Here is a 12,816-nt window from a genome sequence, read left to right as displayed (position 1 = left end):
CTCTCGGATCTGGCCGGCTCCGGGCGACGGTGCCTTCCGAGGCGCGGCCCACGGCAAGATCGAAAGAGGCCCCGGGCTCGACGCTCCCGCCCTTCGGGTGCTCGTCAGGGCAGCGGCTGCTCCGCCCAGATCGTCTTGCCGGTTCCGGTCGGCCGGCTGCCCCAGCGCCGGGTGAGCTGGGCGACGAGCAGCAGTCCGCGGCCGCCCTCGTCGAAGGCGTGGGCCCGGCGCAGGTGCGGCGAGGTGGAACTGGCGTCGGACACCTCGCAGATGAGCGCCCGGTCGCGGATCAGCCGTAGCTGGATGGGGGGTTCGCCGTACCGGATGGCGTTGGTGACCAGTTCGCTGACGACCAGTTCGGTGACGAACGCGATCTCCTGCAGGCCCCACGCGGCCAGTTGCTCGGTGGCGGCCTGCCGGGCCACGCCCACCTGCGCGGGATCGGCGACGACGTCCCAGGTGGCGACGCGGTCCGCGCCCAGCGCGCGGGTGCGGGCCAGCAGCAGCGCCACGTCGTCGTCGGCCTGTTCGGGCAGCACGGACTTCAGCACGGTGTCGCAGACGGCCTCCAGAGAGGCCTCGGGCGAACTCAGGGCCCGGCACAGCGCGGCGGTGCCCCGGTCGGCGTCCTGTTCCTGGCCCTCCAGCAGCCCGTCGGTGTAGAGGGCGATCAGGGAGCCCGGCGGCAACGGGAACTCGGTCGCCTCGAAGGGGAACCCGCCGACCCCGAGGGGCGGCCCCACGGTCATGTCGACCAGCCGGGCCGGACCGCCGGGGGGCACGACGGCCGGCGGCAGATGGCCGGCGGCGGCCAAGCTGAGGCAGCACGAGACGGGGTCGTAGACGGCGTACAGGCAGGTCGCGCCCAACTCCGGCACGTCCTCGCCACCGTGACTTGGCGTCAGGTGGGTGACCAGGTCGTCGAGGTGGGTGAGGAGTTCGTCCGGCGGCAGGTCCACGTCGGCCAGGGTGCGCACCGCCGTGCGCAGCCGCCCCATGGTGGCCGAGGACCGGATGCCGTGTCCGACGACGTCCCCGACGACCAGGGCGATCCGGCTGCCGGCGAGCGGGATCACGTCGAACCAGTCCCCGCCGACGCCCGCCAGCGATCCGGACGGCAGATAGCGATGGGCCACCTCGACGGCCGCCTGGCCGCGCGGCCGGCGCGGCAGCAGGCTGCGCTGCAGGGCCATCGCGGTCTCGCGCTCCCGGGCGAAGCGGCGGGCGTTGTCCACGCACACGGCGGACCGGCTGGCCAGCTCCTCGGCGAGGACCGCGTCGTCGCCGGCGTACGGGGCGGGATGGGCGGCGCGGACGAAGACCGCGACACCCAGCGTGGTGCCGCGGGCGCGCATCGGCACCGCGAGCATGGAATGCGCGCCCCGGCGGTGGAAGCCTCCCGCCGGGGCCTTCACGTTGCGGTCCTCGGCCCACCGCTCGAAGTCCGGTTCGCCCGCCCGGCTGAGCACGGCCCGGCCCAGGCCGAGGGCGCGGGCGGGCGGCGAGAAGGAGGGGTAGACGTCCCGCGCACCCAGCGCGACGGAGGCTTCCGGTGTGTGCTCGAAGACCGAGCCGTGCGCCACCCTGCGCAGTACGACGTCGCCCGCCGGCCCCGGGGGCGGTTCCTCCGTGCCCAGGACCCAGTCGAGGAGGTCCACGGCCACGAAGTCGGCGAACCGGGGTACCGCGAGTTCCACCAGCTCCTCGGCGGTGCGGGTGACGTCCAGGGTGGTGCCGATGGCGGTCGCGGCCTCGTTCAGCAGGGCGAGGCGCCGGCGGGCCCAGTGCTCCTGGCTGCTGTCGAACGCCGCCATGGCCACCGCGATCACCTCGCGGCGGTGGTCGCGCACCGGCCACATCTCGATGGTCCAGGCGTGCTCGCGGCCCTCGGAGGGTGCCCGGCCGTACGTCTCGTAGCGCACGGGGTTCCCGGTGTCCGCCACCTGGCGCAGCTTCTCGGCGAAGCCCCGGACGGGCTCGTCGTCCGGCAGGGTGTCCAGGACCCGCCGGCCGACCAGATCGCCCGCCCTGGCGCCGAGCACCTCGCAGGCCACGTCGTTCGCGTGCAGATAGCGTAGGCGGGTGTCGAACGTGCACATCACGACCGGCGCTTGCTCGAACACACGTCCGGAGAGCGTGGGCTCCGACTCCGCGGGCCGCCCGGCCGTGAGGACGTAGGCGTCGGGGTCGCCGTCCGGGCCCAGGACGGGCGCGGCCGTGAGGCCGAGGGGGACGAGGTGCCCGTCGCGGTGGCGCACCACGACGGTGCCGGTCAGCGCCCGCGGCACGGCGGCCGGCAGCTCCCCGGCGAGCAGGTCGACCGCCGCACGGCCCACGGTCTCCTCGGCCGGGTATCCGGTCAGGCGCCGGGCACCCTCCGTCCAGGCCGTGACGATGCCGCGGGCGTCGACGATCGCCGCGGCGGCGACATGCTCCATACGCCCCAGGATGATCCCTGGACGGCACCCCCTCAACCGCGCCGCGGTGAAGAGGGCGCTCAGCCGCGGTGCGCGCGCAGGGCCGCCAGGGCCCGGTCGGCGTGGGTGTTCATGCGCAGCTCGCTCCGGACGACCTCGAGAACCGTGCGGTCCCGCGCGATCACGAAGGTGACCCGCCGGGTGGGCGCGAGCGAGAAGCCGCGCTGCACGCCGAACCGCTCGCGGACGGTGCCGTCGGCGTCGGACAGCAGCGGCATCCCGAGCCCGTGCCGTCCGGCGAACTCCTGCTGCCGGTCGACCGAGTCGCCGCTGATCCCGACGGGCCGTGCCCCGACGGCGGCGAACTCGGCGGCCAGGTCGCGGAAATGGCACGCCTCGGCGGTGCAGCCGGGGGTGAGGGCGGCGGGGTAGAAGAAGAGCACGACGGGCCCCTGAGCGAGCAGCTCCGACAGGGTCCGGACGGTGCCGGTCACGTCGGGCAGCTCGAAGTCCTCGACCTTGTCGCCGGCCTGCGGGCGCCCCGTCACGACCGGCCCTCCGCGTTCCTCGCGACGCCGCGCGCCCACAGCACCAGGGGCACCTGCAGGGGCAGCCGCCCGAGGGCCGCCGCCTTCTGCGGGGTGGGGCGGTGCCGCCAGTCCACGGCCATCTTCACATTGGCGGGGAAGACGCCCACGAAGAAGGCCGCCGCGGCCAGCGCGGCGGTCCGCCGGGTCCGGGGCAGCGCGAGACCGGCGGCCAGCGCCAGCTCGGCGACGCCGCTGGCCCGGGTCCACGTGCGGGGCGAGCCCGGCAGGGAGCGCGGCACCAGGGCGTCGAACTGCCGCGGAGAGACGAAGTGGGCGACGCCCGCCGTGGCCAGCAGGCCGGCGAGCAGCAGGGGTGAGCGTTCGGACCGTGACACGGTTCCTCCTCTGATGACCTGCCGCGCGATATTACTCGACGGTAGGGACCACGGAGCGCGAACCCCCGCCTCGCCGGAACGCGAACCCCGGCCCCGGCCCCGGCCCCGGCCGAGCCCGACCGCCGCCACGGCGCGCGCCCGATCAGCGGGAGCCCGACGAGGCGGGGGCCCGATCAGGGGAAACCGCGCCCGCGGGCGCGTGGCGGCCCGCCGGCCCGTCGAGAACTGAGCCGTGACCCTGCCGCTGATCCCGCCCATGCTCGCCACGCCCGGCACCCTGCCGCCCGCCGCCCAGGACGCGCGCTGGGCGTACGAGACGAAGCAGGACGGCCAGCGCGCGGTGGCCTACCTGCCCGGTGACGGCAGCCTGGTCCTGCGGGCCCGCTCCGGCGAGGACATCACCGCCGCCTATCCCGAGCTGAGCGCGCTCGGCGGCGTCCTCGGCGGCACACCCGTGGTCCTGGACGGGGAGATCCTGGCGCTGGACGCTCAGGGGCGGGCGGACTTCCAGCTCCTGCAGGGCCGCATGGGCCTGGCCCACGCCCCGGCACGCGCGGCCCGCAGGGCCGCGCGGGTCCCCGTCCATCTGGTGCTGTTCGACGTGATGCACCTGGGCGGGCGCTCCCTGGTGCCGCTCGCGTACATGCGGCGGCGGGCACGGCTGGAGGAACTCGGGCTGGAGGGGCCGTACTGGTCGACGCCCGCGGCCGTCGTCGGCCACGGCGCGCGGGCGCTGGCCGCCACCCGCGAGCACGGACTGGAGGGCCTGGTCTGCAAGCGGCTGGACTCGGTGTACGAGCCCGGAGTGCGCTCCCGGGCCTGGATCAAGATCCGCAACACACGCAGTGAGGACGTCCTCGTGGGCGGCTGGCTGCCGGGCAGGGGACGGCTGACGGGCCTGCCGGGCGCGCTGCTGGTCGGCCAGCGCGCGGCCGGGCGGCTGCGCTACGTCGGCAGCGTGGGCACCGGCTGGAGCGAGGCGGAGCGGGCCGGACTGGCCGGGCTGCTGCGGGCCCTGGCGACCGACGTGTGCCCCTTCGACCCGCGGCCGGCGGTCTCCGGGGCGCACTGGGTGCTGCCCCGGCTGGTCGGCGAGGTCCGCTACAGCGTCCGCACCCGGGCCGGGATGCTGCGCCAGCCGTCCTGGCTGCGGCTGCGTCCCGACCTCGCGCCCGAGGAGGCGGCGGCGGACCTGCCGGACCTGCCGGACGGGACCGGCAACGACGGTTGACGCCGCGTCAAGTCGCGTGGAACGCCTCCCCGGCGGACGCGGACGCGCGGCGCCCGCGGTCCCGGGGCACGGATGCGGGTTACGGCCCCGGCGGACCCTGGCGACGGTCTATCGTGTCCCGCATGTCCGTTCCCGAACTCATCCGGATCGTCTCCCGCGACTCGCCCATGGCTCTCGCCCAAGTGGACCGGGTCCGCGCCGAGTTGACCGCCGCGCACCCGGGCGTGCGCACCGAGGTGGTGCCGGTGCGCACCACCGGCGACAAGTGGCTGGGCGACCTGTCCAAGGTCGAGGGCAAGGGCGCCTTCACCAAGGAGGTCGACGCGGCGCTGCTGGCGGGTGAGGCGGACCTCGCGGTGCACTGCCTGAAGGACGTGCCCGCCGACCGGCCGCTGCCCGCGGGCACGACGTTCGCCGCGTTCCTGAAGCGGGACGACATCCGCGACGCCCTCGTGCATCCCGGCGGGCTGGCCCTCGACGAGCTCCCGGCCGGCACCAGGATCGGCACGTCCTCGGTGCGCCGGGTCGCCCAGCTGGCCGCGACCCATCCGCAGCTGCGGTGCGTGCCGTTCCGGGGCAACGCCAACCGCCGGCTGGAGAAGCTGGCGGCGGGCGAGGCGGACGCCCTGCTGCTGGCCGTGTCCGGGCTGGAGCGCATCGGCCGGCAGGACGTGATCAGCGAGATCCTCTCCCCCGAGGCGATGATGCCGCCGATCGGCGCGGGCGTCCTCGCGCTGCAGTGCCGCGAGGGGGACGCCGAACTCATCGAGGCGGTCGGCGCGCTCGGCGACCGCGACACCTACCGCGCGGCCACCGCGGAGCGCATGTTCCTGCACGTCCTGCAGGGCCACTGCAACAGCCCGATCGCGGGCTACGCGCAGGTCGACCGCAGCGGTGAACTCTCGCTGCGGGCCTGTGTGTTCACCCCGGACGGCAAGACGCGGCTGAACGCGCACGAGTGGGCGGGCCCGCTGGACGCGGCCACGCTCGGCACCTCGGTCGCCGTGGCACTGCTGCGTCAGGGCGCCCGCGAGATCATCGACGGCATCGCGCACTGACGTGCATGCCCGGCGCGACCGCCCAGGGGCGCACAGGGGGCACGCGGGCCGGCCGCGCGGCGCGCGTGCGGGCGCCGTCAGCCGGTGGCGCCCGGCTCCGCCTGGTCGCGCAGGAAGTTGCTCACCTGGTGCGCCAGCCCGCCCGGTCCGCAGGCGGCGGGTGCGCCGGCCTGGACGGCCTCCTCGCCGATGCCGCCGGCCCACAGCCGGCGGTCGGCCCACTCCTCGTCGACCCGCAGCTGGATCTGGACGTCCACCAGGGACAGGGCGGCCTCGGGTCCGGCGGCGTACAGCACCGCGGTGACCCGGCGCAGCGGATAGACGTCGTAGCCCTCGATGAACTGCGAGTTGCGCCAGTCGACGAAGGCGCCCTCCCCGTCGGGGCCGATCCGCACGTCGATCTGCCCGTCCTCCAGGTGGATGCCGAAGGTCCGGTCGCCGCGGTTCTCGACGGTGACCCGGAGGCGGAAGTACGTCAGCCCCTCGGCGGCGTCGTCGCGTCCGCGCGGCGGCTCGGCCTGCTCCAGGCGGTGGACGCGGACCCGCAGACCGGCATGCCCGTCGTACTCCTGCCAGTCCCCGACCACGTTCGGCTCGTACACAGTGCACCTTTCGACTTCCAGAAGCAGCTTCCTATCTGTGCGTCCGAGCCACTGTCAAATGCGCGGAAAGCGCTGTGGCCAGGGAATTCGCCCTCATTGATCGACGATCAAGCGTTGCGCAGGAAGAATCCGCTCCAGGACGGCGCCGGCGGCCCCCGGAGGCGTGCCGCACATCACGTCCACCGGCTCCGGGGACGGGTCGGCCGACCGGTTCCGCCGGCGGGCCGGACACCGGGCGGCCGCACGTCGTGATCGCCCGACGCGCCCCGGCGGAGGTGCCGTCCGCGCACACCCAGCCGGTGATTCCAAGGAAGATCGCGAGGCACATCGCGGATTACGCGACCCCGCCGTACGATATGCAGGCGATGTACGGGAGACCGTCGGCGGGAACGACCCGGACCGGCTGAGGATCTGATCGGAGATCAGCGGCCACGGGGAGGGCCCCGCGGTGCCCGCACGCGGCTCGGCGCAGGTCAAAGCAGGACTCCGCACGGGCGTCCAGTTGAAATGCGCCGGAGTAATTGAAATGCGCAGCATTTTCGACGTGATTCCACGACAGAGAATTTCGTGACCCCTGTTCGACAATTCAGAATCGGCCGGTCGCACACCGTGACCGCATTCCCGAAACCGTTTCGAATTCGCCGGAATCGGGAATCCCCCTTTCAGTGCTTCGGACAGGAGGCACGTCCGTGGGAGCCGGCGCGCCGGGCCCCGGTGTCTCTCCGCCCGGGCCGAGCCGCGTCTCCCGTGATGTCCCTGCTGAGGGAGGCGCAGCGCCATGCGTACCACCGGCAGCACGAAAACCCATCCGCACGACGACGCTCCCGACACCGCCGAGGCCTTCGAACGGCTCGCGCGGCTGCCCGACGGGCCGGACCGCAAGGCCCTCAGGGACGAGCTGGTCCACCTCTGGCTGCCGATGGCGGAGCGGATCGCCGTCCGGTTCCGCGGCCGCGGGGAGTCCCTGGAGGATCTGTACCAGGTGGCCGCTCTCGGCCTGGTCAAGGCCGTCGACCACTACGATCCGGCGCGCGGCTACGCCTTCGAGGCATACGCCGTGCCGACCATCACCGGCGAGATCAAGCGGCACTTCCGCGACCACATGTGGACGCTGCACGTCCCGCGCCGGGTCCAGGACCTGCGCAACCGCGTCCGGCGGGCCGTGAAGGAGCTGGCCCAGACGACACCGGGCCGGGCGCCGACCGTGGCCGAGATCGCCGAGCACGCGCAGCTGAGCGTCGACGACGTGCGCACCGGCATGGAGGCCCTGGACTGCTTCGCCGCGCTGTCCCTGGAGGCGGAGGTCCCCGGTACCGAGGGCTACGCGCTCGGTGACGCGCTCGGCGAGGCCGACGCGCGCTACGACCTCGTGGTGGACCGGGTCGCCGTGAGGCCCTGTCTGGAGGCGCTCCCCGAGCGCGAGCGGACCATCCTCTACCTGAGGTTCTTCCGGGGCATGACGCAGAGCCGGATCGCCCAGCAGCTCGGCATCTCGCAGATGCACGTGTCACGTCTGCTGAGCGGCTGCTTCGCCCAACTGCGTGAGGAACTGCTGACCGAGACCGTGAGCGAGAGCGACTGAGCAGCAGGGCCGCGACGACCGTGGACGCCGTTTCGGAGCGGCCGGACGGGTACTCGGCAGGCGCCCCGCAAGGGCCGGCCGGACACTGGTGGGAGACCGGTGGTCCGCCGGTCGACGAGACCAGGACGTGCGATGAACGACGATGCGACACCCTCCGGTCCCACGGACGTCGTGGACACCCACTCGGTGTGCGGCGCCCCCTGCTGGGTCAGTCTGACCAGCCGCGACCTGGAGGCCACGGAGGACTTCTACCGGGCGGTGCTGGGCTGGGAGTGGCGCTCGGCGAAGCTCGGTGACCGCTTCCGGATCGCGTTGGCGGACGGGGCGCCCGTCGCCGGGATAGCCGCGGTGGCCACCATGTGGCAGATGGCGGTCGCCTGGACCCCGTACTTCGCGGTGCACAGCGCCGACGACGCGGTGTCCCGGGTGCAGGAGCGCGGAGGGACGGCCGCGGTCGGCCCGATCTCCTTCCCGCCGGGACGCGCCGCCCTGCTGGCGGACCGGGACGGTGCGACCTTCGGGATCTGGGAGGGCGACCTGTTCACCGACTGGGAGACCTGGCGCAAGGCCGCGCCCGCCTTCATCCGGCTGCACACGCGCGACGCCTTCGACTCCGCCATCTTCTACGGCGAGGTCCTGGACTGGGCCTCGGCGCGGCCCGACTGCTGCGAGGTCCGCTACGAGGGCGACGAGGTGGTGCTGCGCAGCCACGGCGAGGTGGTGGCGCGGATCGAGTCCGGGGCACTGGAGGCGGCACCCGACCCGACGATCCGGCCGCACTGGCAGATCCACTTCAAGGTGGCCGACGTGGCCGCCTGTGTCCGGGCGGCGGAGAAGCACGGCGGCAGCGTGCTGCGGGAGGGGGCCGACGAGGCGGTGCTGCGCGACCCGGACGGCGCCCAGTTCACGGTGACGTCACGCCGCGAGCGCGAGCGCTGAGCTCGTCGGCCGGCCGGCGAGCGGACGCAGAACCCGGCACGGTGCCGGTGCCCGGCCCCCCCCAGGGGGCGGGCACCGGCACTTTCGCGTCAGCGGCGGGTCGCGCGGGGCGCTCCGGGCGGCCGGGTCAGCAGCACCAGGCTGCGCGACTCCAGGCGGAGGTGCCCGCCCGGCTTGTGCTCCGCCTCGTCCGGCGGGCCCTGCGGCTCGGCGGTGTCGATGAGCGTCGTCCAGCGGTCGCCGTAGGCGGACCCCGGCAGGCGGAAGTCGACCGGCTCCCAGAAGCCGTTGAGCAGCAGCAGGAACGAGTCGTCGACCACGGGCCGGCCCTGCGGGTCGGGTTCGGCGATCGCGTCCCCGTTGAGGAACACGGTGACCGAGTGCGCGTCGGCGCGCTGCCAGTCCTCCTCGGCCATCTTCCGTCCGTCCGGCCGCAGCCACACCAGGTCGGGCAGCGGCCGGCCGCTCCGGGCGGCCGCCTCGCCCTGGAAGAAGCGGCGGCGGCGCAGCACGGGATGGGCGGCCCGCAGGCCGATCACCCGGCGGGTGAAGTCGGCGAGTTCGCGCTGCTCTTCGGTCAGGTGCCAGTCGACCCAGGACAGTTCGTCGTCCTGGCAGTAGGCGTTGTTGTTGCCCCCCTGGGTGCGGCCGAGTTCGTCGCCGTGGCAGAGCATCGGGATGCCCTGCGACAGCAGGAGCGTGGCCAGGAAGTTGCGCTGCTGACGGGCGCGCAGGTCGAGGACGGCCGGGTCGTCGGTGTCCCCCTCGGCCCCGCAGTTCCAGGACCGGTTGTCGCTCTCGCCGTCCCGGTTCCCCTCGCCGTTGGCCTCGTTGTGCTTGTCGTTGTACGACACGAGGTCGCGCAGGGTGAAACCGTCGTGCGCGGTCACGAAGTTGACGCTGGCGCGCGGGCGGCGCCGGTTGTGCGCGTACAGGTCCGCCGAACCGGTCAGCCGGGAGGCGAAGTCGCCGAGCGTGTGGTCCTCCCCGCGCCAGAAGTCCCGTACCGCGTCCCGGTACAGGCCGTTCCACTCCGACCACAGCGGCGGGAAGTTGCCGACCTGGTAGCCGCCCTCGCCGACGTCCCACGGCTCGGCGATCAGCTTGACCCGGCTGATCACCGGGTCCTGCTGGATCAGGTCGAAGAACGCCGACAGCCGGTCCACCTCGTGGAACTGGCGTGCCAGGGTCGCCGCCAGGTCGAAGCGGAAACCGTCCACGTGCATCTCGGTGACCCAGTACCGCAGCGAGTCCATGATCAGCTGGAGTACGTAGGGGTGCCGCATCAGCAGGCTGTTGCCGGTGCCGGTGGTGTCGTAGTAGTGGGCCCAGTCGCCGTCGACCAGGCGGTAGTACGAGGCGTTGTCGATGCCCCGGAAGGACAGCGTCGGGCCCTTCTCGTTGCCCTCGGCGGTGTGGTTGTAGACCACGTCCAGGATGACCTCGAGCCCGGCCGCGTGCAGCGCCTTGACCATGGTCTTGAACTCGTCGACCTGCTGCCCGCGGGTGCCGTGGGCGGCGTAGCCGTTGTGCGGCGCGAAGAAGCCGATGGTGTTGTAGCCCCAGTAGTTGGCCAGGCCGCGGCCCTGCAGCACGCCGTCGTGCACGAACTGGTGGACCGGCATCAGCTCGACGGCCGTCACCCCCAGGGTGGTGAGGTGCTCGATCACCGCGGGGTGGCCCAGCCCCGCGTAGGTGCCGCGCAGTTCGGGCGGGACGTCGGGGTGGGTGCGGGTCAGGCCGCGGACGTGGGCCTCGTAGATCACGGTCTCCGCGTACGAGCGTCGCGGGGGGCGGTCGTCGCCCCAGTCGAAGGCCGGGTCGGTGACCACGCCGAGCATGGTGTGCCCGGCGCTGTCGGCGGGGTCCGGACCGTGCGCGGCGCGCTCGTAGAGCGAGGGGTGGTCGTCGATCTGCCCGTCCACCGCCCTGGCGTAGGGGTCGAGGAGCAGCTTCCTCGGGTTGCACCGGTGGCCGGCGGCCGGGTGCCACGGGCCGTGCACCCGGTAGCCGTAGCGCCGGCCCGGCCCGATGCCGGGCAGGTAGCCGTGCCACACGAAGCCGTCGGCCTCCGCGAGCGGCACCGCGCGATAGGCGCCGCGGTCGTCCACGAGGACGAGTTCGACGTGTTCGGCGACCTCGCTGAACAGCGCGAAGTTGGTGCCTTCCCCGTCGTACACGGCGCCCAGCGGGTAGGGGTACCCGCTCCACACGGGCACCCCTTTCCGGCGCGGGCGCGCGGTCACCGGGCGGCCTCCAGGACGCCCTCCGGCGCACTCGCCGGGGAGGCGAGGGCGGCGACCGGCAGTGCGCGGGGCGGCGTCAGGCCCTCGCGCAGGCTCGGGGCCGGCGGCTTGGGGACCAGCGGGGCGCGCACACCGGCACGGGCGCGCTGCGAGAACCAGATCACCTTGCTGCCGGTCTGGGAGGCGCAGCAGCCCCAGCCGTCGCTCGTGGCCGCGATCCGGGCCAGGCAGGCGCGCAGGTCCTGGTCGGGGCGCAGGTCGTGGTTGTTCTCCGCCACGGCGGTGATCAGGTGCTGGCCGGTCCACCACATCTCGATGGACGTGTGCTTGTCCCTCGCGTGTTCGTCGATGGCCTTCAGCAGCAGCTCGGCGCCGCCGCAGACGGGCTCGACGAGGTCCTCCAGATCCCAGAACCGGAGGTGGGCGGCCAGGATGCGCCTGACCTGCCCGACGCGTTCCGGACTGACTTCCACGTCGAGGTGGTAATAGCAGGGCACTGCGGTCTTCATCGTCGTTGGCTCCTCACCGGCGAGGCTCGCGCTCCCTCCCGCCCTACGCGGGCCCGGCCCCGAGAGCGGAGCGTGAGCACTGATTGCCTCTGAGTCATCTCCACCCTGAGCGCGCTACGCCATTCGTGCAACACGAGCAGGTGGGAGGGGGTCGACGCGCTGGTTGAAGATCCAACAGGACGCTGAGTCGTTGAACGTGCACCATGAGTGAAAGTCTCGAGCGCCGTAAACGGGACCGTGCCTCTGCGTGCGCGGTCACCGCCCCGACCGTCGGGGAGACGTGCCCATCGAGCGCTCCGAAAGGTGAACGGCGCCATGCTGCTACCCGCCAAAGCCGAAGTCGCCCGGCATCTGCGGCGCTACCGGGCGTGGGAACGCGCGATGCTCGCGTCGCCCGACGACCGCAACGTGCGGGCCACCTTCGAGGATTCGGGCTACACCCTGTGCGTGCTGATGGGGAAGCGCTGCGCACGGGAGGCCGCGGACGCCGCGGAGCGGTATCTGCGCACCAGCCTCGTGGTCTACCTGCGCGAGCAGGGCGGCCGCCCGCACGTGGGCGCGGTCGCCGGGCGGAGCCGCCGGAAGGCGAAGGGCAGGCCGTCTCCCGCCGGGAGATAGCGCCCCGGGCGGGAGTCGGGCCTCCCCGGGGAAGTCAGGGCTCCCGCCCTTCGCAACAGAACCGCAGTTCCCGGCCGGGCGAGAGCCCGGCCTCAAGCACGATGGAGGTGACACCCATGAGTTCGACCCCGGTCATCGGCCGCATTCCGGTGCGGGACGTCCGTCCGGCCGTGGAGTGCGGCAGGCGCCCGGCCAAGGCGGTCGTGGGCGAGACGTTCCAGGTCACCGCCACCGTGTTCCGGGAAGGCCACGACGCCGTGGCGGCGAACGTCGTGCTGACGGATCCTCGGGGCCGCCCGGGCCCCTGGACCCCGATGCGCGAGCTGACGCCCGGCAGCGACCGGTGGGGCGCCGAGGTGACGCCCGGGGCGCCGGGGCGCTGGACGTACCACGTGGAGGCCTGGGGCGACGCGGTAGCCACCTGGCGGCACACCGCGTGCGTCAAGGTCCCGGCCGGACTGGACGCCGGACTGGTCCTGGAGGAGGGCGTCGAGCTCCACACCAGGGCGGCGGCCGGGGCACCCGAGGGGCCGGAGCGCGAGACCCTGCGCGCGGCGGCGGAGGTGATGTGCGACGACTCGCTGCCGGTCATGACCCGGCTGTCGGCGGGGTTGACGCCGGAGGTGGACGCGGCGCTGGCCCGGTATCCGCTGCGGGAGCTGGTCACCGTCTCCGACACCCGCGAGCTG

The 12,816-nt window shown here is 73.7% G+C and carries 12 protein-coding genes; 6 read left to right on the top strand and 6 right to left on the bottom strand.

Going from position 1 to position 12,816, the window contains the following annotated elements; genetic code table 11:
- Positions 1-104 precede the first annotated feature (104 nt).
- Genes ACIQ9G_RS28210 through ACIQ9G_RS28200 form a run of 3 tightly spaced genes read right to left on the bottom strand, consistent with a single transcriptional unit; the run spans position 105 to position 3,342 of the window.
- Entirely contained in the window at positions 105-2,438 is a 2,334-nt protein-coding gene (locus ACIQ9G_RS28210) for a SpoIIE family protein phosphatase (protein WP_403614892.1), read from the bottom strand.
- A gap of 59 nt (positions 2,439-2,497) precedes the next feature.
- Complete coding sequence (locus ACIQ9G_RS28205) at positions 2,498-2,965, bottom strand: peroxiredoxin (protein ID WP_403614889.1); 468 nt, start codon at positions 2,963-2,965, stop codon at positions 2,498-2,500.
- Positions 2,962-3,342 carry a DoxX family protein gene (locus ACIQ9G_RS28200; RefSeq protein ID WP_403614886.1) on the bottom strand — a complete coding sequence of 127 codons (381 nt, stop codon included), beginning with the start codon at positions 3,340-3,342 and terminating at the stop codon, positions 2,962-2,964. Before ACIQ9G_RS28200 ends, ACIQ9G_RS28205 begins: the two co-directional genes overlap by 4 nt.
- 232 nt (positions 3,343-3,574) lie before the next feature.
- Here ACIQ9G_RS28200 and ACIQ9G_RS28195 point away from each other — a divergent pair, with 232 nt between their 5' ends.
- Together ACIQ9G_RS28195 and hemC are read left to right on the top strand one after the other, a co-directional pair.
- Positions 3,575-4,573, top strand: a complete 999-nt coding sequence (locus ACIQ9G_RS28195) for an ATP-dependent DNA ligase (RefSeq protein WP_403614883.1) — start codon at positions 3,575-3,577, stop codon at positions 4,571-4,573.
- Between the two features lie 122 nt (positions 4,574-4,695).
- Positions 4,696-5,631, top strand: a complete 936-nt coding sequence (hemC, locus tag ACIQ9G_RS28190) for a hydroxymethylbilane synthase (RefSeq protein WP_403614880.1) — start codon at positions 4,696-4,698, stop codon at positions 5,629-5,631.
- 77 nt (positions 5,632-5,708) lie between these two features.
- On the opposite strand, the gene ACIQ9G_RS28185 is transcribed toward hemC, so the two are convergent.
- Positions 5,709-6,233 carry a hypothetical protein gene (locus ACIQ9G_RS28185; protein WP_403614878.1) on the bottom strand — a complete coding sequence of 175 codons (525 nt, stop codon included), beginning with the start codon at positions 6,231-6,233 and terminating at the stop codon, positions 5,709-5,711.
- Between the two features lie 778 nt (positions 6,234-7,011).
- On the opposite strand from ACIQ9G_RS28185, the gene ACIQ9G_RS28180 reads away from it, so the two are divergent.
- Positions 7,012-7,815, top strand: coding sequence for an RNA polymerase sigma factor SigF (locus ACIQ9G_RS28180; protein WP_403614875.1), 804 nt, complete (start codon positions 7,012-7,014; stop codon positions 7,813-7,815).
- 132 nt (positions 7,816-7,947) lie between these two features.
- Positions 7,948-8,754 (top strand): VOC family protein, encoded by an 807-nt coding sequence (locus tag ACIQ9G_RS28175; RefSeq protein WP_403614873.1) that lies wholly within the window; start codon positions 7,948-7,950, stop codon positions 8,752-8,754.
- 89 nt (positions 8,755-8,843) lie between these two features.
- On the opposite strand, the gene glgX is transcribed toward ACIQ9G_RS28175, so the two are convergent.
- On the bottom strand, positions 8,844-11,000 hold the full coding sequence (glgX, locus tag ACIQ9G_RS28170; RefSeq protein ID WP_403614870.1) for a glycogen debranching protein GlgX: 2,157 nt from the start codon (positions 10,998-11,000) through the stop codon (positions 8,844-8,846).
- Positions 10,997-11,509, bottom strand: coding sequence for a pep a2 (locus tag ACIQ9G_RS28165; protein WP_403614867.1), 513 nt, complete (start codon positions 11,507-11,509; stop codon positions 10,997-10,999). The genes glgX and ACIQ9G_RS28165 overlap by 4 nt, the downstream gene beginning before the upstream one ends.
- Positions 11,510-11,824: 315 nt before the next feature.
- Here ACIQ9G_RS28165 and ACIQ9G_RS28160 point away from each other — a divergent pair, with 315 nt between their 5' ends.
- Both ACIQ9G_RS28160 and ACIQ9G_RS28155 read left to right on the top strand, forming a co-directional pair.
- Positions 11,825-12,127: a DUF5133 domain-containing protein gene (locus ACIQ9G_RS28160; RefSeq protein WP_403614864.1), complete on the top strand. Its 303-nt coding sequence runs from the start codon at positions 11,825-11,827 to the stop codon at positions 12,125-12,127.
- Positions 12,128-12,243: 116 nt separating this feature from the next.
- Positions 12,244-12,816 (top strand): maltotransferase domain-containing protein (locus ACIQ9G_RS28155; protein ID WP_403614862.1); only part of this gene is annotated, 573 nt, incomplete at its 3' end.

Origin of the sequence: Streptomyces sp. NPDC096152 (assembly GCF_044763235.1) — a bacterium.
GTDB lineage: Bacteria > Actinomycetota > Actinomycetes > Streptomycetales > Streptomycetaceae > Streptomyces.
The sequence above is the reverse complement of the archived record's forward strand: the minus strand, read 5'-3'. Positions and strand labels throughout refer to the sequence as shown.